Genomic DNA, 23,935 nt, shown 5'->3' with positions numbered 1-23,935 from the left:
ACCGTGATCCACAGCAAGGTGACCGTGATGTTCTGCGGCGAGGAGCATGCCGTCTCCGCGCAGCAGGGGCTCACGATCGGCCGCTCCGGCGAGCTCGAGATCGACGACAACCCCTACCTGCACCGTACCTTCCTCGTCATCTCACACGAGAACGGTTTCTGGTGGCTGTCCAACACCGGCTCGACGCTGACCGCGACCGTCGCCGACGACCAGGGCCTCTTCCAGGCGTGGCTCAACCCGGGTGCCCGGATCCCGCTCGCGATGCCCCGCCTCGTCGTGTGGTTCACGGCCGGCCCGACGACCTACGACTTCGAGATCCACGTCGCCAGCCCCGCGTTCGCGAGCGTCACCGCAGAGGCGGCCCGCGACGCGTTCCCCGACGACACCGGCGCGGCGACGGTCGGGCGGGTGAGCCTGACCCCTGACCAGAAGCTGCTCGTCGTCGCCCTCTGCGAGCCCTTCCTGCGTCGTCGCGAGGCGGGCACGAGCCAGATCCCGTCCTCGGCAGCGGCGGCAGAGCGGCTGGGCTGGGCTCTGACCCGCTTCAACCGCAAGCTGGACAACGTGTGCCAGAAGCTTGCCGACCACGGCATCCGCGGCCTGCACGGCGGCGTCGGCAAGCTCGCCACCAACCGCAAGGCCCGCCTCGTCGAGCACGCCCTGTCGACGAAGCTCGTCGTCGAGCAGGACCTCGACCTGCTCGACGCCGACCCGCCGTCGACCACGGTGAAGGCAACCCCGTGAGTCCCGCGGTGACCCGTGGCGCGCGCGGCCGCCGGATCGGCATCGCCGGCACCCTCGTGCTCGCCCTCGTCGCCGGCCTGCTCGTCTGGTTCGCGACCCGCTCCGACGGCGAGGTGGTCCGCAAGACCGACCTCAACGACGGCGGCATCTGGGTGACGAACAGCGCCCAGGCCCGCTTCGGCCGGATCAACCAGGCCGCCCGCCAGCTCGACGCCGGTGTCCTGTCGAACGGCTCCCCGGGCTCCGGGCTCGACATCTTCCAGAACGGCGCCGCCGTCGTCGGCTACTCCAGGGCAAGCAACCAGATCACACCCATCGACCCGGCCGGGGCGACCCTTGCCGAGTCGCAGTCGATCTCGCTGTCGAGGGCCGAGCCGGCGACCGGCAACCGCGTCTACACGGCGGCCCCGGTCGACCTGCGCGGCGGCACCATCGCGATGATCGACCCGGCCAAGGGACAGGTCCACGCCCAACGCGTCGACACCCGCACCGGCATCACCGCCCTCGACCAGCTGCAGACCCAGGCCAAGCCGGTCGCGACGGTCGGCGGCAACGCCGCCGTCGCGGTCGGTGAGGACGGCACCGTCTACGCCCTCTCCGCAGCGAAGGGGGTCCTCGCCGTCATCCACCCGATCACCACCGGCTTCGCCCAGCCGGCCCTGACCACGCTCGGTTTCTCCTCCAAGTCGGCTCAGGTGACCGCTGTCGGCAGCCACTGGGTCGTCCTCGACGTGGCGAGCGGGCGGCTCTACTCCGACCGCCTCGAGAAGCCCGCCGAGGTCTCGGCCGGTCGTGGCGACCCCGGTGCGCCCGCCTACGCCGCACTCCAGCAGCCCGGACCGGACGCGCCATACGTCCTGATCGAGGATGCCGCCGGCCTGACGAGTGTGCCGATCAGCCCGGACGCGGCCGGGCAGACCCCCGGCGTCAGGGTGGGCCAGGAGCGCCCCGACGCGGACGTGCTCCTCACCGCCCCGGTCCGCCTCGGTGAGTGCATCCACGGCGCGTGGGCCACCGCAGCCATCGTCCGTTACGGTCGCAACTGCGCAGGCCAGGGTCGGACCGACACCGTCGACCTGGGACCCGGCACGGTCCGCACGCCCCGCGTCGACGGCGTCAAGCTGCGGGTCAACCGCGGACTCATCGTCCTGAACGACCTCGACACCGGGGACGTGTGGGATGTGGAGAACGACAACGTCAAGATCGACAACTGGGACTCGGTGATCCCGCCGCCCCAGACCGACGACAAGAACCGGCGCAAGGACCAGAACCTCGTCGACGACCAGGTCGCCAGGACCCCGCCGGAGGCGAGGCCCGACACGATGCGGGTCCGACCGGGCCGCACCTCGACCCTGCACGTGCTGGACAACGACTCCGACAGCGCCGGATCGATCCTCTCGATCGCCCCGAGCGACGTGAGCATGCCCACCGTCGACGGCGTCACGGCGGCGCCCTCCGCTGACGGCCAGACGATCCAGGTGACTCTCCCCGAGGAGCCGGCCGGCGACCGCTTCTCCTTCGAGTACACCGTCAACAACGGCACCGGCGCCAAGAGCGGCCGGGCCACCGCGCGGGTCACCGTGCAGGTCGTCGGCCCCGAGGTCAACACCCCACCGAAGCTGCGTCAAGGCACCGCCAGGCTCGCGAGGACGAGCTACCCGGTCGTCGCGAGTGGGCAGGTCACGGTCGGCGTCATCGCCGACTGGCGCGACGGGGAGAACGACCCGCTGCAGATCCAGCCCGCCGACCAGACCGTCGGGGTCGACGCGGCGGGAGCCCTCACCGTCCGGGCCGGCAGCAGGACCGGCGAGCAGGACGTCGGCTACGTCGTCGACGACAGCCACGGTGGCAGCGCGAAGGGCACCGCCACCCTCACCGTCCTCGGCGACGACGACAAGGTCGTCGCGCCGCACACCCAGCCGGACGTCATCCGTGGCGTCGTCGGCAAGCCGGTCCAGCTGCAGCCGCTCGGCAACGACGTGCCCGGGGCCGACCCGACCGACCCCGGGGCGCGGCTGCGCCTGGCCACCGACGTGCAGGGTCCCGGCTCCCTCGTCGTCGACACGAACACCGACACGGGGGTGCTCACCGTCACCGGCCAGAGCGCCGGCACCTCGACCGTGACGTATGCCGCCCAGTCCGGCTCCGGGGTCGCCGTCGGTCGCGTGCGGGTGGACATGTACGTCGACCCCGGCCAGGACCTGCCCCCGGTCGCGACCCCGGACAGTGCCGTGCTGCGTGGCCAGCTACCGGCCCTCGTCGACGTCCTCAGCAACGACTACAGCCCCCGCAGCGACGTCATCGTCGTGCAGAAGGTGCAGACCGACGCGGCCTGGCTGCGCACCTCCGTCGTCCAGGGCCGCTACGTCCGGGTCCAGTCGACGACGCCGCTGGCCGGTCACCAGGAGCGGCGCGGCACCGTCACCTACACGATCGACGACGGGACGAAGTCGGCGGTCGGCCAGCTCACCCTCGTGCAGCGGCCACCGCTGGGCAAGAGCGTGCGGCCCACCGTCGTCGACGACGAGGCGATCGTCCGGGCCGGTGACGCCGTGACCATCCCGGTCCTCGACAACGACTCGATGACCGAGGGCATCCCCTTGAAGCTCGACCCGGCCGGGGTCAAGGTCGTCCAGGGCGACGGTCAGGCCTTCGCCTCCGGCAGTGTCGTGCGCTACGTCCCGCCGGCGAGCGTCTCCGCCCCGCAGACGACGACCCTCGAGTACACCGTCCACCCGGAGGGCCTGCGCGCCCGGGCCGCGACGGGCCGCGTCACCGTGACCACGACCTCGCTGCCGGACAAGGTCAAGAACCCGAACCGTCCGCCGACCGCCCGCAGCTTCACGGCGAGCGTCACGGCCGGTGACGCGATCTCGATCACCGTCCCGACCAGCGGGGTCGATCCCGACGGCGACCTCACGTTCGTCGGCGGCATCGTCGGTCAGCTGGGCGGGGCGGTCGATCTCGAGTACGGTCGGGTGCTCGGCTTCGGCGCCGCGACGGTCCGCTACGAGGCCTACCCGCGCAGCGCCGGCACCGAGGTCATCCACTACCAGCTGCGCGACCGGTTCGGCGCGACGAGCGAGGGCTTCATCCGGGTCGGCGTCGTGCAGCCGGGCGACCCGCAGCCGCCGGTGGCGGTCGAGGACGACGTCGTCGCGGCGCCCGGACGCACCGTCCACGTCGACCCGCTCGCAAACGACCTCATCTCGGACGGTGACGCCGTGACGTTCGAGGACTTCGGCAAGCTCAACGAGCCCGACGTCCTGAGCGACTTCACGCGGCAGAAGGACGACACCTTCAAGGTCGTCGCCCCGCCGGAGGGACCGGCCAAGGTGATGACCTACGGCATCACGAACGGCCTGTTCGACCCGTCCCGCTCCACGGTGACGGTCCGCGGGCAGAAGGACTTCAACAACCCACCCATCGCCGTCGACGACACGGCCGAGCCGAAGCAGGGCGAGACGAGCGTCCTGGTCGACGTCCTCGCCAACGACCGCGACCTCGACGGCGACCGGGCGAGCCTGACGGTCAGCAAGGTCGTCGGCGACGGCGCCGTCATCGAGCAGGACAAGGTGCGGATCACGCTGCGTCCCGAGGCTCGGGTCGTGCCCTACGTCATCGCGGACGCCGACGACGCGACCGCGATGGCCCTGATCTACGTGCCGGCCGGCAACAAGGGGCTGCCCTACGTCCCCACCGGCAAGGTCATCAAGATGGCGCCCGACTCGACGGTCAAGCTCGACCTCGCCGACTACATCGTCGACCCGCGCGGCGGCGCGGTCTCGCTCACCTCGCCCGACACCGTCTCGACCTCGCCGAAGGACCACCTGCAGCAGCACGCCGACTCGGCGAGGCAGCTCACGCTGACCTCGCTCGGGTCGTATGCCGGACCGGCCGCCCTCATGCTCGAGGTGACGAACGCCACGGGTCCCGACGACAGCACGGGCCAGACCGCCTACGTGACGATTCCGGTCCAGATCGGCCCTGACGTGCCCGTGCTGCGCTGCCCCGCCTACGAGGTGCAGCTCGTCGCCGACGGACCGCCTCGCAGCATCGACATCCCGCGCCTGTGCCACGCCTGGCTCCCGGCCGGCATGGACCCCGGTGCCGCCAGCTACGAGGCGAGCTGGTCGCAGGGCATCGACCGGGTCGACCTGACCCAGCAGGACGCCGGCGGCCGGGCTGTGGTCCTCGCGGCGAAGCCGGCCGCCAAGGCGGGCGCGACGGGAGTCGTCACGGTCAAGGCCAGGGGCGCCGCCGAGTCGTTCCCGATCCGGGTCCGCGTCACAGGCGCCCCTCCGATCGCGACGCTTCGGCCTGCCCGCGTCGAGGGTCTGATCGCGGGGACGAGCGAGACGGTCGATCTCGCGCAGTACCTCGACAGCCCGCTCGGAGCACCGCAGTGCGAGCTCGTCTCGGCCCAGGTCTCGAGCGGCACCGGCCTGGCGGTATCCACGAGCGGCTGCCGGGTGACGGTCACCGCGTCGGACACCGCCCGAGACGACGGACGGATCGACGTACGGGCCACGGACGCGCCGGGCCGGCCGTCCGCGGTCGGCCAGGTCACCGTGACGGTGCGCAGCCGACCCGATGCCACGAGCGCGCCGTCCGCCGTCGCCGACCGGGTCCAGGGCGGCAGCGCCCGGGTCGACTGGCGCCCGCCCGGCTACGACGGAGGCCTGCCGATCCTCCAGTACGAGGTGCGGACCAAGGGCGGCCCGACCCGGACGTGCACCGCCTCGCCGTGCACCATCGAGGGGCTGACGAACGGCCAGAAGTACACGTTCGCGGTCAGGTCCCGCAACGCCGTCGGCTGGTCCGACTGGAGCCCGGAGTCGAACGTCGTGGAGCCCGACACGAAGCCGCAGGCCGTCTCGGTCGGCGACATCACCGAGGGCGACCGGAAGCTGACGGTGCGATGGACGCCGCCCAGGAACGAGGGCAGCGAGGTCCTCCAGTACCAGGTGCAGTACGTCAACATCGGCGGCCACGCCGGTGCGACGGGCCTGCGCAAGGTCACCGCCCCCGGGCTCTCGGCCGTGCTGACCGGGCTCGTCAACGACGACGCGTACCGGATCCGGGTGCAGGCCCGCAACAAGGCCGGGTGGGGGCCCTACGGTCCCGAGGTCAGGGCGCAGAGCTTCGGCAAGCCGGCCAACGTGCCGGCCCCGAAGCTCTCGCCGCGGACGCCGACGGTCGGTGCAGACAACGCCCAGGTGAGTGTCTCGTGGGGGGCTGTCGACCCGAACGGGCCGCCCGTCACGCGCTACGACGTCTACCGCCGCACCGGCTCCGGTGGCCAGTGGACCCACATCGGCAGCCGCTCCGGCGGCCAGTCGCGGGTGCTCAGCGACACGATCCCCTACAACGGGCAGACCGTGCAGTACACCGTGACTGCCACCAACGGCGGCCCCGCGACCTCGAACCGGGCGAACTACTCGTCCTACAAGGCCGACGGGATCCCCGAGACCCCCAACCTCCGGTCGGTGACGACGCCGAGCGCCAACTACTCGGCCAACGCGACGTTCAGCCTCGGCGACTCGCGCTCGACCGGCTACAGCTCGGTCCGGTGGCGGACCTCGAGCGGCCGCAGCGGCTCGTGGAGCTACTCGGCCGGGATGTCGGGGGGCCGCGCATCGAGCCTCGGCACGAGCCGCCAGACGATGCAGGTCCGCGCCTGCAACACGGCCGGCAGCTGCTCCCCCTGGTCGCGGTCTGTCTCGTTCCACCCCTACGGCCCGACGAAGCCGGTGACGAACACGGCCTCGCGGATCTCCGGCTCGGGCGGCAAGTACACCGTCACCTTCACCTGGAAGACCCAGGAGAACGGGCGACCGATCAGCAGGGTCCAGGTCAGTGGCGCGGTGAGCAAGACCCTTGCCGGTGGTGCGACATCGGTGTCTGTCTCGGCCGGCTATGACGAGAGCAAGTCCGTCACGGTGGTTGCGGAGTCCGCCGCCGGCAAGAGCAAGGGAGTGAAGATCACCTCGGCTCGCACCCCCGACAAGCCGCCGCCGCCGAAGCCCCAGGTGTCCAGCGTCTACCGGGTCGGCGACACCGGCTACGTGCCCGGCTGCAGCAGCGGGGACTGCCAGTACATCGGCTACGAGCTGAAGAACTACACCGGCAACATCGTCTGCACCTTCGACAGCAGCGACGGCTCCTACGACACCCCCGACGACGGCGCCAGCGGCCGGCACAACCCGACCAACGGCCGGAACACGTCGGGCAAGTTCTTCGGCTACCCGACCGGCTGGGTCAAGGTGACCTGCCGGGGCAGCAACGGCTCCGACTCGGCCACGAGAAACCCGTGGGGCGGGTGAGGGAGCCATGCCCGACCAGGCGCCCGGTTCGCCCTCGCCCGGCGGCAGCCCAGCGGCATACGACAGCACGGAATGGCACGACAGGAAGACGACACCCATGACAGAGGCCAGCCCCATCACCCAGGACCAGGTGACCTGGTTCGCCGAGACGTTCACGCAGCTCGTCGGCAACATCGAGCAGGCCGTGCTCGGCAAGGACCACGTGACCCGGCTCGCCCTGACCTGCCTGCTCTCGGAGGGGCACCTGCTGCTCGAGGACTACCCGGGCACCGGCAAGACCCAGCTCGCGCGGGCCCTGTCCGCCACCGTGCAGGGCACCCACAGCCGGATCCAGTTCACCCCCGACCTGCTGCCATCAGACGTGACCGGGGTGACGATCTACGAGCCGAGCAGGCAGGCGTTCGAGTTCCACCCCGGGCCGATCTTCGCGACGATCGTGCTCGCCGACGAGATCAACCGCGCCTCCCCCAAGACGCAGTCGGCGCTGCTCGAGGTCATGGAGGAGGGGCGGGTCACGATCGACGGCGCGGCCCACCCGGTCGGGGCGCCGTTCATGGTCATCGCGACCCAGAACCCCATCGAGCAGGCGGGCACGTACCGGCTGCCCGAGGCCCAGCTCGACCGCTTCCTGATGAAGACGAGCGTCGGCTACCCCGACCACGAGGCGACCATCGCGGTCCTCGCCGACGCCAAGGTGCGCGACCGGGCGGGGCGGCTCGAACCGCTCATCGCCGGCGGGGTCATCGTCGACATGGCTCGCCTGGCCGACGAGGTGCACGTCGACCCGGCGATCCTCGGCTACGTCAGCCGGATCGCCGAGGAGTCGCGGCGCCACCCGTCGCTCAAGCTCGGGCTGTCGGTGCGCGGCTGCCTGGCGTACGTACGGTGCGCGAAGACCTGGGCCGCCTCGCAGAGCCGCCCGTATGTCGTCCCCGACGACGTCAAGGTGCTGGCCGAGCCGGTCCTCTCGCACCGCCTGCTGCTGTCCGCCGAGGCGCAGTTCGCCGGGGCGACGGTGCAGGACGTCATCGACCAGATCCTCGGCGAGGTCACGCCGCCGGCCGAGCGCGCGACGGCGTGACCGTGACAGCACTGCTGAGCGGGGTGGCGGCGACGACGAGCCGGGGGATCCGGCGAGTCGCCGGGCCGCTGAGCGCGACGTCGACCGCGACGCCGGCCCGCCTCGCGGACCGGGCCCGCCCGGTGTGGCGGCCCGTCGCCGACGTGCTCGGGTGGGTCTCGCCGCTGGGCTGGACCATCGTCGGGCTCGGCGTCACGTGCTGGGCCGTCGGTGCCCGCTGGGGTTGGACCGAGCTGCTCATCGCCGCCGCCGCAGCGCTCATCCTCGTGGTGGGCGCTCTCGTGCTGGCCGTGGGCCGTACCCGGGTCACGATCCATGCCGAGGCCGACCCGCGGCGGGTCGTCGTCGGAGAGCCGGCCACTGGTCGGGTCGTCGTCCGCAACGAGGGCCGCACCCCGATGCTGCCCCTGCTGGTCGAGCTACCCGTCGGACTGTCCGCGGCGCGCTTCGTCCTGCCTCCACTGCCTCCCGGCACCTCCCACGAGGAGCTCTTCGTCGTCCCGACGAGCCGCCGCGGGGTCATCCGGATCGGCCCGGCGACGACGGTCCAGGGCGACCCGCTGGGGCTGCTGCGCCGCACCCTGCGGTGGACCGAGCAGACCGAGCTGTTCGTCCATCCGAGCACCGTCGCTCTCGAGTCGCTGGGGGCCGGCCTGCTGCGCGACCTCGAGGGCAGCACGACCGAGGACGTGTCGATGAGCGACCTCGCCTTCCACGCACTGCGCGAGTACCAGCCAGGGGACGACCGCCGTCACATCCACTGGCGCTCCTCGGCCAAGGCCGGCAAGCTGCTCGTGCGCCAGTTCCTCGACACGCGGCGCTCGCACGTGTGCATCGTCATCGACCCTGACCCCGAGCAGTACCCGTCGGGGCACGGCCGGGGGGGACGGGTGGCCGAACGCGCCGCCGAGCAGGAGGTCGAGCGCGACATCCACGCCGCAAACGCTCCCAGCGCCGTCGACGCGGACGTCGAGACCGCCATCTGCGTGGGCAGCTCGATCATGGTCCGGGTCGCCCTCGACGAGCAGGACGTCACGGTCCTCTGCGGCGACCAGCATGCCGCCCGGACCGCGCCGCAGGTCGGCCTCGACGCCATGTCACGCGTGGTGCCCAGCCCCGTCGACCTGCTCGCGTCGGCGCTCGCGGCGGCCGAGCTGGCCCCCGACACGAGCACGTGCTTCATCGTCACCGGCCCCCACCGGCCCTTCGTCGAGCTCCAGCGCGCGGCCGCGCAGTTCCCACCTGAGGTGGGCAAGGTCGTCGTCGTCATCGATCCGCGCTCGACGCACGGCATCCGGCACGGCGGGGGTCTGGTCATCCTCACCCTGGCTCGGCTCGAGCAGCTACGGGTGCTCCTGGCGGCGGGGGTGACTCGATGACATGGCGAAGCGATGCGACCCCTCGGGTGGCCCGGCCGGCTCTGACGGAGCGGCTCCGCGGTGGCCTCACCCGGCTCCGCCCCAGGGTGCGGCACCTTCTCGACGCAGGGTTCGGCGCAGTTCTCGTCATCCTCGCCCTGATCGGCTTCCGGACCACCTTCTACGGCCCGGGCTGGCTCTGGGTCGGCCTGGGGGGGCTCGTCCTCGGCCTGCTCGTCGCGCATCTCGCAGCGACGTTCCGGTGGCCGGGTCTGCTGACCGCGCTCACCGTCGCCGTGGCCTACCTGCTGCTCGCCGGCCCGATCGCGGTCCGCGAGGACCTCATCGGCGGGGTGCTGCCCTCCATGACGACCGTACGCACCCTGGTGCACGCCGCGGTGCCGGGCTGGAAGGAGCTGCTCACGGCGCTGCCGCCGGTGGACTCCGAAGGACCCTATCTGGCCCTGCCCTTCCTGTTCGGGCTCGTCGGGGCGGCGCTGACGTATGGCGTCGCGCGTCGCTGGCCGGGCGGGCCCGTCGCGCTCGTCGCCCCGATCGCCCTACTCGTCGCCTCGATCGCGCTCGGCACGCTGACCCCGGCCTCGTTCGCGCTGCAGGGCGCACTGTTCGCCCTCGTCGCGATCGGGTGGGCGGCGCTGCGCAGCAACCGCAACCGCCCGCCGCTGCAGAACGGCGCCGGTCGCACGACCCGCGCGGTCACGACCGTGACCCTGCTCGGCGTCGCGACGGTGGGCGGCTTCCTCGTCGGCCCGCACCTGCCCGGGGTGGACGACGGGGGCCGGACGGTGCTGCGTACGGGGCTCCTACCGCCCTTCGACGTGTCGCGCTACCCGAGCCCGCTGGCCGGGTTCCGGCAGTACACGGAGCCGAACCCCGCGAAGCTGTGGGACCGGACGCTGCTGACCGTGCAGGGCCTGCGGGGCGGGACGCCGATCCGCTTCGCGACGCTCGACTCCTACGACGGGATGGTCTGGGGGGCGGGCAACCTGGCCGACGAGGGCGATGCGGGTGAGGGTTCGAGCTTCCGCAAGGTCGGGCGCCACATCGCCTCGCCCGACGCGGTGGGCGAGCAGGTCACCGCGACGATCTCGGTACCGGCCGGCGGCTATGACGACGTGTGGCTCCCGACGATCGGGGACGTCATCGGTCTCGACTTCGCCGGGTCCCGGGCCGACGCGTTGCGCCGCGACCTGCGCTTCAACATCGACACGAACACGGGGGTCCTGCCCGTCCGGCTCGCGGCGGGCGACCGCTACACGCTCACGGCCCGGCTGCCGGAGCACGCGAGCACGCTGCCGAAGCACGCCGACCTCGACTCCGGCAGCCTGGTCGACACCCAACCGCTGACCTTCCTCGAGGACCGCGTCGAGCGGTGGACCAGGTCGGCGGACGACCCGTGGGCGCAGCTCCTCGCGATGGCCAAGGGACTGCAGGACGGCGCGTACACCGACGGGGGTGCGCCGGGCACCTACCAGAACGTCTTCCTCCCGGGGCACTCCCTGGCCCGGATGGCGACCTTCTTCAAGTCGACCCAGCTCGCCGGCAACGACGAGCAGTACGCCGCAGCGCTCGCCCTGGCCGCGAACCGGCTCGGCATCCCGGCCCGGATCGTCCTCGGTGCGATCCCGGAGTCGAGCGGCGCCGTCAAGGGCAAGGATGTCCACGCCTGGGTCGAGGTCCGCACCTCGAGCGGGTCCTGGCAACCGGTCCTGCCGAAGTACTTCCTGCCCGATCACAACAAGCAGCCCGACCAGGTCGTCCGCAGGTCGGACGAGAAGAAGGTCGGCGTCCAGGTGCCGCCTCCTGCCGCGCAGAACCCGCCGAGCGTCCTGCAGGGCCCGGACCAGGCCCAGAACGCGACCCAGCTGCATCAGCCCAAGCAGGACGACGACAACCCGCTCGACCCGGACAACTGGCCGGTCTGGCTCCGCTGGCTCGCCCTGCTCGTCGGCGGACCGGTCCTGCTCGCGCTGCTCGGGTACGGGCTCGTCCGGCTCGCCAAGACGAGCCGGCGCCCGCGCCGGCCCACCTCCGGGTCGCCGGCCACCCCGGTCACCGGCGGCTGGCGCGAGATCGTAGAAACCGCGCACGACCTGCGGATCACGCTGCCCACCAACGGAACTCGCCTCGAGCAGGCGGTTGCTCTCGAGGCGGGCGCCGAGCCGCGCCGGGCGCTCGCCCTCGTCCCGCTCGCCCGGTCCGCCGACGCACACGTGTTCGACCTCGCGCAACCGACCGCCGAGGACGTGGCCGCCTTCTGGGCGGACGTGGACACCGCGCGCAGAGGTCTGCGCGAGCACGGGAGCCGGTGGCGGCGCGTTCGGGCGGACCTGTCCCTACGCACCTTCCGGGGTGACGCGTGAAGCTGAAGTTCGTCCTGCGTACGGGAGACCGCGAGACCGACCTTGTCGCGACGACCGACTCGGCGACCACCGTCGGCGATCTCGCCACCTACCTGGCCCGGGCCGACCCGTACCGCTCGACCGTCCTCGGCAGCGGCGAGCCCATGACGCTGAGCCTGCTCGACCAGGGCATGCGCGGCCTCGACCCGCGAGAGACCCTTCCGGAGAGCGGCCTGACCTCCGGCGACCGGGTCATGGTGACCCGCGCGGGGGAGGGCTTCGTCGACCGCGGCCGACCGATCGCGGTGGCGCGGATCCGGACCGGCCCGGACGCGGGACGAGAGTTCCAGCTTCCGCGGGGGGCGGCCTACATCGGCCGGGGTCGCGGCTGCGAGATCCACCTGAGCGACGAGTCGGTGTCGCGCCGGCACGCCAAGCTCGTCGTGCAGGAGGTTCTCGAGATCGTCGACCTGGGCTCCGCCAACGGCATCACCGTCGCCGGACAGCAGGTCTCCCGCTCCCAGCTGCGCCCCGGCGACGTCATACGGCTCGGCGACACGGGGCTGGAGGTCGCCCTCCACGGGGCGAGCGCGGGCACTCGACCCGGCAGCGGCGTGCTCTCGGGCGACAGCGGGACGGTGTCGTTCTCACGGTCGCCGCGGGTCGCTCCGCGCTACGCCGGCGAGGAGTTCCACGTGCCGGAGCTGCCCGAACGCGGCAGGCCCAACCCCATGCCGGTCGTCGCGATGATCGTCCCGCTCCTGATGGGGATCATTCTCTTCGCGATGACGAAGAGCCCCTACTCCGTCGTCTTCATGCTGATGATGCCGCTCATGATGGCGGGCACGTACTACGAGGCCCGCCGCCAGCAGCGCAAGGACTACGCGGCGGCGATGGCCGACTTCCGCGACGACCTCGCCCTCCTCTCGGACCGGATCCAGTCGCGGCTGCTGCTCGAGGGGGAGACCCGACGCGCCGAGCACCCCGCCTCGGCCGAGTGCCTCATGGCGATCCGCGACCGCAGTGCTCTGCTGTGGACCCGACGCCGGGACGGCGACGGGTACGCCCAGCTGCGCCTCGGCACGGGCACCCGACCCTCTCGCTCGACGATCACGATGCCGTCGGTGGGGCGCTCGAAGGCCGAGGCCTGGCTCGCGGTGTCGCAGGAGCTGAGCGGTCTCGAGGTCGTGCCCGAGGTCCCCGTCGTCGCGGCACCGCTCGAGGCCGGCGCGATCGGGGTCTGCGGGCCGCGAGTGGGCGCACTCGCTGCCGCCCGCTCGATCGTCGTGCAGGCCGTCGCGCTCCACTCGCCGGCTGAGCTCGTCGTGACGGCCTTCGCGTCCGGCGGGACATCGCGGGAATGGGACTTCCTCAAGTGGCTGCCCCATACGAGCTCACCGCACAGCCCGATCGGGGCCGACCACCTCGCCGCCTCACAACCGGGCTGCTCCGCCCTCGCCGATGCGCTCGACGACCTCGTCGACTGCGTGCGGGGAGACCACACCGTGACCGGGCACGGCGCCGCGGGCGGTGTCGGCACGAGCGGCAGCGGCATGAGCGGCGGTGGCGTGGCCCAGGGCGCGACGGGCCGTCCCACGGTGCTCGTCCTCGTGGAGAGCGACGCCCCGATCGACCGGAGCCGGCTCGTCTCGCTGGCCGAGCGCGGGGCTCGCGCCGGCATCATCGTGCTGTGGCTCGCCGAGGCGCAGGAACTGCTGCCCTCGGCCTGCCAGACCTTCCTCGTCGTCGGGGGCGACGAGTCGTCCCGGGCGGGCTACGTCCACGAGGGCGAGTCGGTCCAACCGGTGACGGTCGACCGGGTCTCGCGGGAGGAGGCCATGGCGGCGGCGCGACAGCTGGCCCCCGTCGTCGATGCCGGCGTGCCCGTCGACGACGCAAGCGACCTGCCTGGCGCGGTCTCCCTGGTCACGCTCATGGGCACGGAGCTGGCCGGCTCGCCCGAGGCAGTTCTCGAGCGGTGGAGCGAGGCCCGCTCGATCCTCACCGGTCCACGTGCTCCCACCGTCCTGCCCCGGCGCGCCGGGAGCCTGCGTGCCGTGGTCGGCCAGTCGAGCCAGGGCACGTACGCCGTCGACCTGCGCACCGACGGCCCCCACGCGCTCGTCGGCGGCACGACCGGGTCCGGCAAGTCGGAGCTGCTCCAGGCCTGGATCCTCGGTATGGCGGCGGCTCACTCCCCCCAGCGGGTCACCTTCCTGCTCGTCGACTACAAGGGTGGCTCGGCGTTCCGCGACTGTATGAGACTGCCTCACACCGTCGGCCTCGTCACGGACCTGTCACCCCATCTGGTGCGGCGTGCGCTGTCCTCCCTGTCGGCCGAGCTGCGCCATCGCGAGCACCTGCTGGCCCGGTTCAAGGCGAAGGACCTCGTCGAGCTCGAGAGCCGTGGGGAGGTCGGGGCGCCACCGGCGCTCGTCATCGTGGTCGACGAGTTCGCCGCACTCGTCCAGGAGGTGCCCGAGTTCGTCGACGGTGTCGTCAACGTGGCACAGCGGGGACGTTCCCTGGGGCTGCACCTCATCCTCGCCACACAGCGTCCCACGGGCGTGATCAGGGACAACCTGCGCGCCAACACCAACCTGCGGCTGGCGCTGCGGACGGCCGACGAGAACGACTCCGAGGACGTGCTCGGCAGCAAGCAGGCGGCATACTTCGACCCGGCCCTGCCCGGCCGCGCGGTGTCCAAGACCGGTCCGGGGCGGCTCGTGCCGTTCCAGGCGGGCTACGCCGGCGGATGGACGTCCGAGGTGCCGCCGCCGCCGGACATGAAGGTCGAGACACTCAGCTTCGGCGCGAGCGTCGTGTGGGAGCCGCGACGCGAGGATGCCGCCGCGCGGGAGGAACCCGACCTCGGGCCGACCGACATCCAGCGGCTCGTCGCGACGATCGGCGCCGCCGCCCGAGCGGCACGGCTGCCCGCGCCGCGCAAGCCGTGGCTGCCCGACCTGCAGGCCGTCTACGACCTTGCCACGTTGCCGACCGATCGCCGCGATGACCTGCTCGTCTTCGGGGTGGGCGACGATCCGGACCACCAGTCCCAACCAGAGGTCGCCTTCCGCCCCGACAAGGAGGGCAACCTCGCCGTCTACGGCGCGTCCGGGACCGGCAAGTCGGTGTTCCTGCGGACCGTCGCCGTCGCTGCCGGCTACACCGTGCGCGGCGGGCCGTGCCAGGTCTACGGGCTCGACTTCGGCAGCCGGGGGCTCGCGATGCTCGAAGCGCTGCCACACGTCGGCTCGATCGTGCCCGGTGGGGACCACGAGCGAGTCACCCGGCTGCTGCGGATGCTGCGATCGACGATCGACGAGCGGGCCGTGCGGTACTCGACGGTCAGCGCCGGGACGGTCACCGACTACCGCCGCCTCGCCGGCTGCCCCGACGAGGCGCGCATCCTCGTGCTCATCGACGGGATGACGGCGTTCCGTCAGGCGTACGAGGTGGGCGGCCGGTTCCAGTGGCTCGACGTGCTCGCCGGGATCGCCGCTGACGGCCGGCCCGTCGGGGTCCACCTGGTCATCGCCTCCGACCAGCGCACCGGGCTGCCCACAAACCTCGCCGCTGCCGTCCAGGGCCGGGTCATCCTGCGCATGTCGAGCGTCGACGACTACAGCGTCTTCGGCGTGCCCGGCGACGTGCTGAGCATGGCCTCTCCTGCTGGGCGGGGCCTCATGAACGGCTCGGAGGTCCAGGTCGCAGTCCTCGGAGGCTCGTGCGACGTCACCGTCCAGGCCCGCGCGATCAGGGCCTTCGGCGAGGCGACGCGCAAGGCAGGGGTCGCACCTGCACCGCCGATCGAGAGCCTGGCCGGGGTCGTCCCGGTCGGCGACCTGCCGCCCGAGGTCGCCGGACGCCCGGTGCTCGGTATGGCGTCGTCCACCCTCGCGCCGCATGGCTTCGATCCCAGGGGGACTTTCGTCGTCACCGGGCCCTCGGGCAGCGGCCGCACCACGGCGGTCGCTGCGATCGCCGTGGGCCTCTACCGGTTCAGCTCCTCGGTGGCGCTCTACCTCATGACCCCGCGACGCGGCTCAGAGCTGCTCGACCTTGGCATCTGGTCCGAGACGGCGGTGGGGAGCGAGGCCGGCTCGAAGCTGGCCCACCGGCTCGCAGCCGACCTCGCCGCCGGCCGGGTCGACCGGCCGGGCGCCGTCTTCATCGAGCGGGTCGACGACCTCGCTGCAGGAGGGATGGAGTCGGCGCTGACGGCGCTCGTCAAGGCGTGCGTCGACAACGACCAGTTCGTCGTGGCCGAGGGGGAGGCGCCCTGGTTCTCGTCGAACTTCGGCCTGCAGGCGGTGCTCAAGACGTCGCGGTCCGGCCTGGCCCTGCACCCGGACGGCAACGAGGGCCCCACGGTCTTCAAGACGAACCTTCCGGCACTCAACCGGGCCGAGCTGACCGAGGGGCGCGGCTTCGCCGTCGAGAAGGGCAGGTTCGAGCTCGTCCAGGTCGCCCTGCCCTGACCCTCGCCCAGCTGTCGGTTCCGGCCGATCCGGTGTGGCCGGAGGTGGCGCGCGGAACGCGCCTGCCTCGCGGCAGCTCAGATGGCCTGCGGAGCCCGGCCGCCACCGCCACCGGCGGCACCCGAAGCCTGCTGCTGGGCGTCGGCGTTGACCTTGCACTTCTTGCCCATCGCGTCGAGCTTGTCGCCCGCGGTGGAGACGACCTGTCGCTGCGAGCTCCAGTCGGAGTGGAACTGGTCGGCGTCGTGGCCGCCCCAGTTGCTCTTGATCGTGTTGACGGCACTGGTGACCGCCTCGACGATGCCGTCGATCTCGCCCTTGTAGGCGACGAGCTTGTCACCGGAGGCCGAGACCGCCTCGGTGTTCATGCCCTTCTTGTAAACCGCCATGATGCAACCCTTTCGAAACGCTCGTGCCGTGAAGCTGTCGGTTGAGGAGAACGAACCTGTCCGGTCCGTCGATCAGTAGTCCGTCGATCAGTACTGGGACGACGTGCTGCGCTGCTGCTGCACCTCGTGGTCGATCGTGACCTTCATGTCCTCGAGGAGCTTCTGCGCCTTCTGCAGCTCAGGGCGGTGGGTGCCGGTCCACTCCTGCTCGAACTGACGGGAGTCCTCACCCTGCCAGCTGGCCTTGAGCGACTCGACCTCCTGGTCGACCTTGCTGACGAGCTGCTGGATCGACTCCGCCTGCTGGTGCAGGACATTCCCCTGCGCGTGGACCTCGTCGTCGTTCATGCCGAGCCAAGCCATGGCCTTCTCCTTGTCGTTTCTCCCGACGGATCGGGATGTGATCCGGACCAACCTCGCGAAGGCCTGTCCCTGTCGTGCCGTGCGGCGGCACCTCGAAACCTAGGAGGGGGCCCCTGGGGGTGTCGATGGGGAGCACTCCCCTTGGCCCTTGGGCGGCCAGGGTTCAGGTGCCAGTCGCCCTGCCGCCGGCACGGGGGTATCTGGCGAGCCTTGCCGCGCGTCTGTAGGGCGTGAGTTCTACACTGTGCAGCCTGAGAAGGGGCGTGGCATGGGCGAACCTAGCGGTCTCACCGAGCTGGTGGCCGCCGCCTCCGGCGGCGACGAGAATGCCTGGTCGGTCATCGTGGCGCGCTTCTCGTCCTTGCTCTGGGGCGTCGCGCGCGCCCATCGACTGGATCAGTCGGATGCCGCCGACGTGGTCCAGAACACTTGGCTGCGCCTGCTCGACAACCTGGGCCGCATCGAGCGACCGGAGGCGCTGGCCGGCTGGCTCGCCACCACTGCCCGCTACGAGTCCCTCAGCGTGCTGCGCCGCCGGGGCCGCGAGCACCTCGTCCGCGACGAGGACCTCGCCGGGCGGGCGGTCGACGTGGAGGCGATCGGGCTCGACACGGCGCTGCTCGGTGACGAGCAGGACGCGCAGCTGTGGTCGTGCTTCGCGCAGCTGTCCCAACGGTGCCAACGGCTGTTGCGAGTCCTCATGGTCTGCGACCGGCCCAGCTACAGCGCCGTGTCGCAGGCACTGGACATCCCGGTCGGGTCGATCGGGCCGACCCGGATGCGCTGCCTGCGAACGCTGCGCGAAGCGGTCGCCGGCTCCGGCTATGTCTTCGAGCCAGGGGGGAGATCATGATGGCTGAGCACGAGCTGCACCCTGACGATGCGGCGATCCTCGACCGGCTCCACGCGATCGTCGAGATCGTCGACCCGGTGCCCCCGGATGTCGTCGAGATGGGCAAGGCGGCGTTCATGCTGCACCACGTCGACGCCGAGCTGATGACCATGCTGGACGTGCCGGTGCCGCAGGGCGTGCTCCGGGCCGGGCTGGCCTCCTCGCGCGTGCACTTCTTCGAGCACGACGACGTGTCGATCGACGTCGAGGTGACCCGACGCGGCGACTTCGCCCAGGCCGTCGGTGTCGTCACCGACACCGGCGATCCGGGGCTGCTGCCCGACGGGCACATCGTGCTCGAGACCGCCTCGTCGTCGGTGACCGTCGACCTCGATCGGGGCCGGTTCGTGGTGGACCGGGTGCCGCTCGGGCTGGTGCGCCTCGTCCTCGAGAAGGGTGGCGAGCGGGTGCTGTCCACGGGGTGGTTCGAAGCAGGCTGACGACACGGGCTGATGACGCGGGCTGACGACCGCTGACCACTCGGTGTCGCGCAGCGTTGGTCGAGGTGCTCATGCACCCCAGGCGGTGAAGGCGGCAGCCGTGGCCGCGCGCAGGATGTCACCCGCGGCCCCCTGCCGCGCGGCCAGCCAGCCCTCGGCGAGGGAGCCGTGGACGCGAGTCGCCGTGTGCACGTCGGACATGACCGACAGGCAGGCCTCGTCGTTGACCGGCACGACGGTGGCCAGGACTGCACGGGTACCCATCCCGAGCAGGCTCGAGACCAGCCCCAAGGCCTCGTACGAGCTGATCGGTGCGGCACCGCCCGAGTCGCACGCCGACAGCACGAGCGTCCGCGGCGGATGCCGCAGTCCCTGCAGGTCGTGGACGGTGAGCGGGCCGTCTGCCATCTGGAGCGCCGAGAAGAGGGGGGCGTCGGCCCGAAAAGTGCCGTGCGCGGCGATGTGCGCGAGCGAGGCGCCCTCGAGCGCCTCGAGGGCCGCCGCCGCCGTGGCCTCCTCCGGGCGCAGCACGAGCGCGTCGGGATGGATGCGGCCCAGCCCGGTGACCTCCTGCTCGCGCGTCGTCAGGCCCGGCCCGGTCACGAGCGCGACGTGGTCCCCGTCGCGAGGGCCGCCAGGGCCGGTGGGGTGGCTCCGGTCCCGGCCGGCGCGCAACCACTGTCCGATCGACGGGCTGACCGTCAGGACGGAGTCCGCGAAGGCGGGCAGCAACCCCCACGGGACGGTCAGCAGGTCGGCCGGGGGGACGACGACGACCCGAGGCGAGCGCCGGCCCGCCGCTCGTGGCGCCCCGAGGACGACCCGTTGCAGCTGCGCGCCTGCGGCGGCCAGGTCGACCCGCCGGCCGAGCGCGGCCCGGCGCAGTGTGAACCGTGCGAACTCGGCCTCCCGTTGCGCGGCCGCGAGAGAGCCGACGACCTCGTGGCGGACCCTTCCGCGGGACGCGGTCAGCAGGTGCAGCGTGTCCCGGTCGGCGACGAGGCTCACGAGCAGGCCGTCGTCGCCGAGCCCGGCGAAGACCTCGCGGAGCTCGACGCCCACCCCACCGTGGCGGCCGGTGCCGTTCTCGGCCCGCTGGTGCCGGTGGGCGCTGCGGATCGCGGCCTCGAGGCTCGTGCGCTGCCGGAGCAGACCTGGCCACGCGGGATCGCCGTCATCGAGCGCGTCGAGCCGGCGGGCGACATCGCGCAGGGCGGCGAGGTCCTGACGCAGCCCCGGGTCATCGATCGGTTCCGCGCCGCCCGACAGGGCGGTGGCGCGCCAGCGCTCGCTCCACCAGAGCAGCCGTCGCGGCCGACCGGCCCGGGCCGCGGCACTGATCCCCAACCTGGCCAGCTCGCTGCCGTGACCACTGGCGAGGGCCCTCAGCTCGAGGTCGCCGAGCTGGCTGCGGTGCTCGTCGACCGCGTCCAGGCCTCGCCGGCAGGCCGTGCTCAGCGAGCGCGTGTCGTCGCGCTGCTCGGCGAGCAGTGCGGCGGCGAGCCACCCTGCCGCTCGGGTGAGCGGGGGACCGTGCCGCCGCGTCGCCGCGGCCTCCTCAAGACTGCTCTGAGCCTCCTCGGCCCGCCACGCAGCCAGGGCGATCTGCCCGTGCAGCACCAGCGCGACCGGCAGGTCGATGCTGTGAGCCGCACGCAGTGAGCCGGTGAGGGCTCGCGACTCGCGCAGCAACCTCCCGGTGCGGGGCCGGGTCGACCCTCGCCCTGGGCCGGGCTCCTGAGCCGCCAGATAGTGCACCCGCAGGCGTAGCAGGCCGGCCCGGTCGGCCCATCCGGACCGCCGCTGGGCCCTGAAGCGCCGGGCCGCCTCGCCGGCCCACGACCCCGCGTCGTCGAGGTCGCCGCGGGCCAGGGCGGCCCGGGCGGTCGCGAGCAGCAGCTCGGCATGCCGGACCGGAGCCAGGTCGGTCCGTTCGAGGGTGCGTGCGCCGAGCGCGCGGGCCTCTTCGACGAGTCCGGCGGTGAGCAGCATCTCCATCCGGTCGGTGACCAGGTCGTCCCGGACGTTGCCGAGCGCGAGGTACCGTTGCGTGGCGGCGTCGAGCAGGGCCAGCGCCGTGGGCAGGTCGCCGCGCTGGTGGGCGGCCAGGGCCCGGTTGTGCACCGCCTGTACCGCCTCGAACTGCTGGCCGATGCTCGTGAGGAGCTCCTCGGCGCGGCGCGCGTCCTCCTCCGCAGCCGAGGTCTCGCCCCGGGCCAGGCGGACGTCGCTGCGGTTGACCAGGGACCGGCCCTCCCAGAGCGCGTCGCCGAGAGCGTGACTGCCGGCGACCGCGCGGTCGAGGTCGCCCAGGGCTTCGTCGTAGCGTGCGAGCAGGCCGAGGATGTGCGCGCGGCGGTGCAGCAACCGGGGGAGTCGGTGCGGCGGGGTGAGCGGGATCGCCGCGGCGAAGCGGCGCAGCGCATCGTTGGTGCGGCCGGCGTAGGCCAGGACGGCGCCGAGCGTGGCGAGCACGTCCGCCTCGCGCTCGCCCTGCCGCTCCCCCTCGACACGGCGGGCCTGGCGCAGCGCGGCGAAACCGTGCGCGACCGCATCGACCAGTCGGCCACGGTCGCGCTCGACGACGGCGATGCTCTGGTGTGCGACGGACCGGTCGTACGGGTCGTGGGAGTCACCGAGGAGTCTCTCGGCGGCGGCGAGCGCTGCCCCGGGGTCGCCGATCGCGAGCGGCAGGAGAGCCTCGGCAGGGTCTGCGCTGAGCGGCATACCCGAGTCGGGCTCGGCCCCTGGATCGGTTTCGGCGTGCGGTTGTGCGCTGGAGATGCCAGAGTCGACAGCGACTCGGCGTCGCCTTCGGGGCTGCGGGCCCGCGAGTCCCGGATGCACGTTCGACGTCATGTCAGTCCCACCCCTATCGAGCGACCTGAAGGTTCACATGACCACGGACGACGACAAGAGCACGCGGAAACTCCCCGAGGACGTGGACGTCCGCTGGTGGGAGCCGGGCAACGAGGCCCTGGGCGACAGGCGCAAGGCGGTGCAGCTCGAGCTGATCATCAAGGCATTCGACGGCATCGGCATCACCGTACGTGCCTATCCGCCGGACCGCCCGTTGGAGGAGGCGATCTACCTCTACCGGGAGGGCACCATCCTGACCCGCGACGCCGACGCGGACCGGGTCTACGACGCACTGGGCCTGGAGCACCATGACAAGACGGGCGAGGCGGGGGAGGCCGGAGGCAAGGCGATAGCCGGGCTGCACGTCATCGAGATCCCCGCTGACAAGCTCGGCAGCACTGCGGAGGTCCTCGACCGACTCGATGCCATGCTCGGCGTCGGGGTCGCCACCCCGGACCACGTGCTGCACATCACGACGTCGAGCTGCTGCCCGGCCACCGAGCCGCTCCCGTCGGCCGGAGCCCCCGTGCCGGGGATCAACCCCGACCCGGTCTCCGACGGCGCCGGCGTGCGGGTGTCCGTCGTCGACACCGGGCTGCTGGCGCACGTGGTGGCCGAGCATGCGTGGCTGACCGGGGTGACCGGGCAGCCCGAGCCGAGCGACATCGGGCACTACACGGGCCACGGCACCTTCGTCGCCGGTGTGCTGCGCACGATGGCTCCCGCCTCCGAGGTCGACGTCGACGCGCTCATGATCGTCGGTGGTGCGGTGCTCGAGAGCGAGCTGTCGCACGACCTCGGGGAGGTGCTCGAGAGGATGCCCGACATCATCTCGATGTCCGCGGGCACCCGGACCCGGGGCGGCTGGCCGTTGCTGTCGCTGCTCGTCTTCTGGGAGACGCGCCTGCGTCACATCAAGGGCACCGTCCTGGTCGCCGCCGCGGGCAACGACGGCGACCGGGGCCCGTTCTGGCCGGCCGCCTTCCCGTGGGCCGTCTCCGTGGGCGCCCTCGACGCCGACGGCAGCCGCGCGGGATACAGCAACCACGGCAGCTGGGTCGACGTCTACGCCCGCGGCTCCGATGTCGTCAACGCCTACCCCAAGGGGGTCTACACCTACGAGGAGCCGCCGCTGCAGGGACAGCAGGCCAACTTCATCCCGGGCCTGGCGAACTGGAGCGGCACCTCGTTCTCCACCCCACTGGTCTCGGGGCTCGTCGCGGCCCGGATGACGTGGAGCGGGGAGAGCGCGCGGCAGGCCGCCGACGCCCTGCTCGTGGAGGCGCTGGCCAACGCCCGACCTGGCGTAGGCAAGGTCCTCGAGCCGGGTATGGGCGACCCTCCGGTGCTGTGACCTCGTCGCGACCGCGCCTCGGGCTCGAGGTTCAGCCCGCCGGCTCGGTGGCGTAGCGCAGATAGGGGGTCAGCTCCTCGACGTCACCGAACCGCTCCTTGGCCTCGACCGTCGAGATGGTGGGGGCGACGATGATGCGCTCACCCTTGCGCCAGTCGGCCGGCGTCGAGTAGGGGCCACGGTCGGTGGTCTGCAGCGCGTCGATGGCGCGCAGGATCTCGCCGAAGTTGCGCCCGACGCTCTTGGGGTAGGTCAGGGTCAGGCGCACGGTGTGCGACCGGTCGATGACGAAGACCGACCGCACGCCGGACGTGTCACCCTCGCCGGGGTGGATCATGTCGTAGAGCTCGGAGACGGCCCGCGACTGGTCGGCGATGATCGGGTAGCCGACCTCGGAGCCGGCGACCTCGGCGATGTCGCCCTTCCACGCCTCGTGACTCTCGAGAGGGTCGACCGAGACCGCGAGGACCTTGACGCCGCGCCGCTCCCACTCGGTCTCGAGGGTCGCGACCCGGCCGAGCTCGGTCGTGCACACCGGTGTGAAGTCGGCCGGGTGGCTGAAGAGCACCGCCCAGCTGTCGCCCTTCCAGTCGTGGAAGGCAAGGGTGCCCTCGGTCGTCTCGGCGGTGAAGTCGGGGGCGATCTCGCCCAGCCGCGGTGCGCTCATGGTGGTTCCTCTCGGGGTGGGGGCGCCCGGAGCGGCGCCGCACGACCGTCGCCATTCTGGTACCAAGTCATAGCAACGTGTTATGGGTGTCCAAATACTGTGACGCGGAGCGCTGGTGGTCGTTCGACGGCGCGTCAGAGCGAGGGGTCGGTCCCCTCGACCGCGGTGTGGCACACGGCCTCGACGTTGTTGCCGTCGGGGTCGCGGACGAACGCGCCGTAGTAGTGCGCGTGGTACTCCGGCCACATCCGCGGCGCATGCAGGCTCTCCGCACCGAGCCGCACGGCAGCCTCGTGGAAGGCGCGGACGGTCGCGGGGTCGGGTGCCGAGAACGCCACGTGGACCTCGCGGTTTGGCCCCATGTCCTCGAACCGGCTGATCCAGAACTCGGGCTTGCCGTCGCCGCCGTATCCGACAGCGACGCCGACGTCCATCTGCCGGGTGTAGCCGAGGGTGCCGAGCACCGTGTCGTAGAAGGTCTTGGCCGCGTCGAGGTCGGCGCAGTTGATGCCGAAGTGATCGATCATCCGCCCATTGTGACGCCGGGCACCGACACCGCTCCCCCCGTAGGGCGTCCGCGCGTCCGCTCCCCCCGCCGCCCGGTCGGTCGACGCC

14 protein-coding genes are annotated in these 23,935 nt (G+C 72.2%); 9 read left to right on the top strand and 5 right to left on the bottom strand.

The genetic code is table 11. The annotated features are described in order from the left end of the window. Window positions 1–27: 27 nt before the first annotated feature. The 6 genes from L0H79_RS05885 to L0H79_RS05860 all read left to right on the top strand — a co-directional run bounded on the left by L0H79_RS05885 (window position 28) and on the right by L0H79_RS05860 (window position 16,356). Window positions 28–744 (top strand): hypothetical protein, encoded by a 717-nt coding sequence (locus L0H79_RS05885; protein WP_301483642.1) that lies wholly within the window; start codon window positions 28–30, stop codon window positions 742–744. After that, entirely contained in the window at window positions 741–7,070 is a 6,330-nt protein-coding gene (locus tag L0H79_RS05880) for a fibronectin type III domain-containing protein (protein ID WP_301483636.1), read from the top strand. The genes L0H79_RS05885 and L0H79_RS05880 overlap by 4 nt, the downstream gene beginning before the upstream one ends. 97 nt (window positions 7,071–7,167) lie before the next feature. Further along, complete coding sequence (locus L0H79_RS05875; protein WP_301483635.1) at window positions 7,168–8,151, top strand: MoxR family ATPase; 984 nt, start codon at window positions 7,168–7,170, stop codon at window positions 8,149–8,151. Window positions 8,152–8,153: 2 nt separating this feature from the next. Beyond that, complete coding sequence (locus L0H79_RS05870) at window positions 8,154–9,530, top strand: DUF58 domain-containing protein (RefSeq protein WP_301483634.1); 1,377 nt, start codon at window positions 8,154–8,156, stop codon at window positions 9,528–9,530. Then, window positions 9,527–11,893: a transglutaminase-like domain-containing protein gene (locus tag L0H79_RS05865; protein ID WP_301483633.1), complete on the top strand. Its 2,367-nt coding sequence runs from the start codon at window positions 9,527–9,529 to the stop codon at window positions 11,891–11,893. Before L0H79_RS05870 ends, L0H79_RS05865 begins: the two co-directional genes overlap by 4 nt. Then, window positions 11,890–16,356 (top strand): FtsK/SpoIIIE domain-containing protein, encoded by a 4,467-nt coding sequence (locus L0H79_RS05860; protein ID WP_301483632.1) that lies wholly within the window; start codon window positions 11,890–11,892, stop codon window positions 16,354–16,356. Before L0H79_RS05865 ends, L0H79_RS05860 begins: the two co-directional genes overlap by 4 nt. 77 nt (window positions 16,357–16,433) lie before the next feature. On the opposite strand, the gene L0H79_RS05855 is transcribed toward L0H79_RS05860, so the two are convergent. Together L0H79_RS05855 and L0H79_RS05850 are read right to left on the bottom strand one after the other, a co-directional pair. After that, window positions 16,434–16,745: a WXG100 family type VII secretion target gene (locus L0H79_RS05855; RefSeq protein ID WP_301483631.1), complete on the bottom strand. Its 312-nt coding sequence runs from the start codon at window positions 16,743–16,745 to the stop codon at window positions 16,434–16,436. An 87-nt stretch (window positions 16,746–16,832) separates the two neighbouring features. Next, entirely contained in the window at window positions 16,833–17,108 is a 276-nt protein-coding gene (locus L0H79_RS05850; protein WP_301483630.1) for a WXG100 family type VII secretion target, read from the bottom strand. 268 nt (window positions 17,109–17,376) lie between these two features. Between L0H79_RS05850 and L0H79_RS05845 the strand changes: the two genes are divergently transcribed. Beyond that, entirely contained in the window at window positions 17,377–17,961 is a 585-nt protein-coding gene (locus L0H79_RS05845; RefSeq protein ID WP_301483629.1) for an RNA polymerase sigma factor, read from the top strand. Further along, a complete protein-coding gene (locus L0H79_RS05840; protein ID WP_301483628.1) occupies window positions 17,961–18,440 on the top strand; it encodes a carboxypeptidase regulatory-like domain-containing protein in 480 nt (159 codons plus the stop codon). The genes L0H79_RS05845 and L0H79_RS05840 overlap by 1 nt, the downstream gene beginning before the upstream one ends. Before the next feature lie 69 nt (window positions 18,441–18,509). On the opposite strand, the gene L0H79_RS05835 is transcribed toward L0H79_RS05840, so the two are convergent. Then, the gene (locus L0H79_RS05835; RefSeq protein ID WP_301483627.1) at window positions 18,510–21,167 is read right to left on the bottom strand and encodes a CHAT domain-containing protein; all 2,658 of its coding nucleotides are present in this window, start codon (window positions 21,165–21,167) and stop codon (window positions 18,510–18,512) included. A 169-nt stretch (window positions 21,168–21,336) separates the two neighbouring features. Here L0H79_RS05835 and L0H79_RS05830 point away from each other — a divergent pair, with 169 nt between their 5' ends. Beyond that, window positions 21,337–22,653 carry a S8/S53 family peptidase gene (locus L0H79_RS05830; protein ID WP_301483626.1) on the top strand — a complete coding sequence of 439 codons (1,317 nt, stop codon included), beginning with the start codon at window positions 21,337–21,339 and terminating at the stop codon, window positions 22,651–22,653. A gap of 31 nt (window positions 22,654–22,684) precedes the next feature. On the opposite strand, the gene L0H79_RS05825 is transcribed toward L0H79_RS05830, so the two are convergent. Beyond that, entirely contained in the window at window positions 22,685–23,320 is a 636-nt protein-coding gene (locus L0H79_RS05825) for a peroxiredoxin (RefSeq protein WP_301483625.1), read from the bottom strand. Between the two features lie 134 nt (window positions 23,321–23,454). Then, complete coding sequence (locus tag L0H79_RS05820; RefSeq protein WP_301483624.1) at window positions 23,455–23,847, bottom strand: VOC family protein; 393 nt, start codon at window positions 23,845–23,847, stop codon at window positions 23,455–23,457. Window positions 23,848–23,935: the final 88 nt, after the last annotated feature.

The sequence above is a fragment of the Intrasporangium sp. genome (assembly GCF_030452765.1).
Taxonomy (GTDB): Bacteria; Actinomycetota; Actinomycetes; order Actinomycetales; family Dermatophilaceae; genus Intrasporangium_A.
Note: the sequence above shows the minus strand (reverse complement) of the source record. Positions and strands in the feature narration are given on the sequence as shown.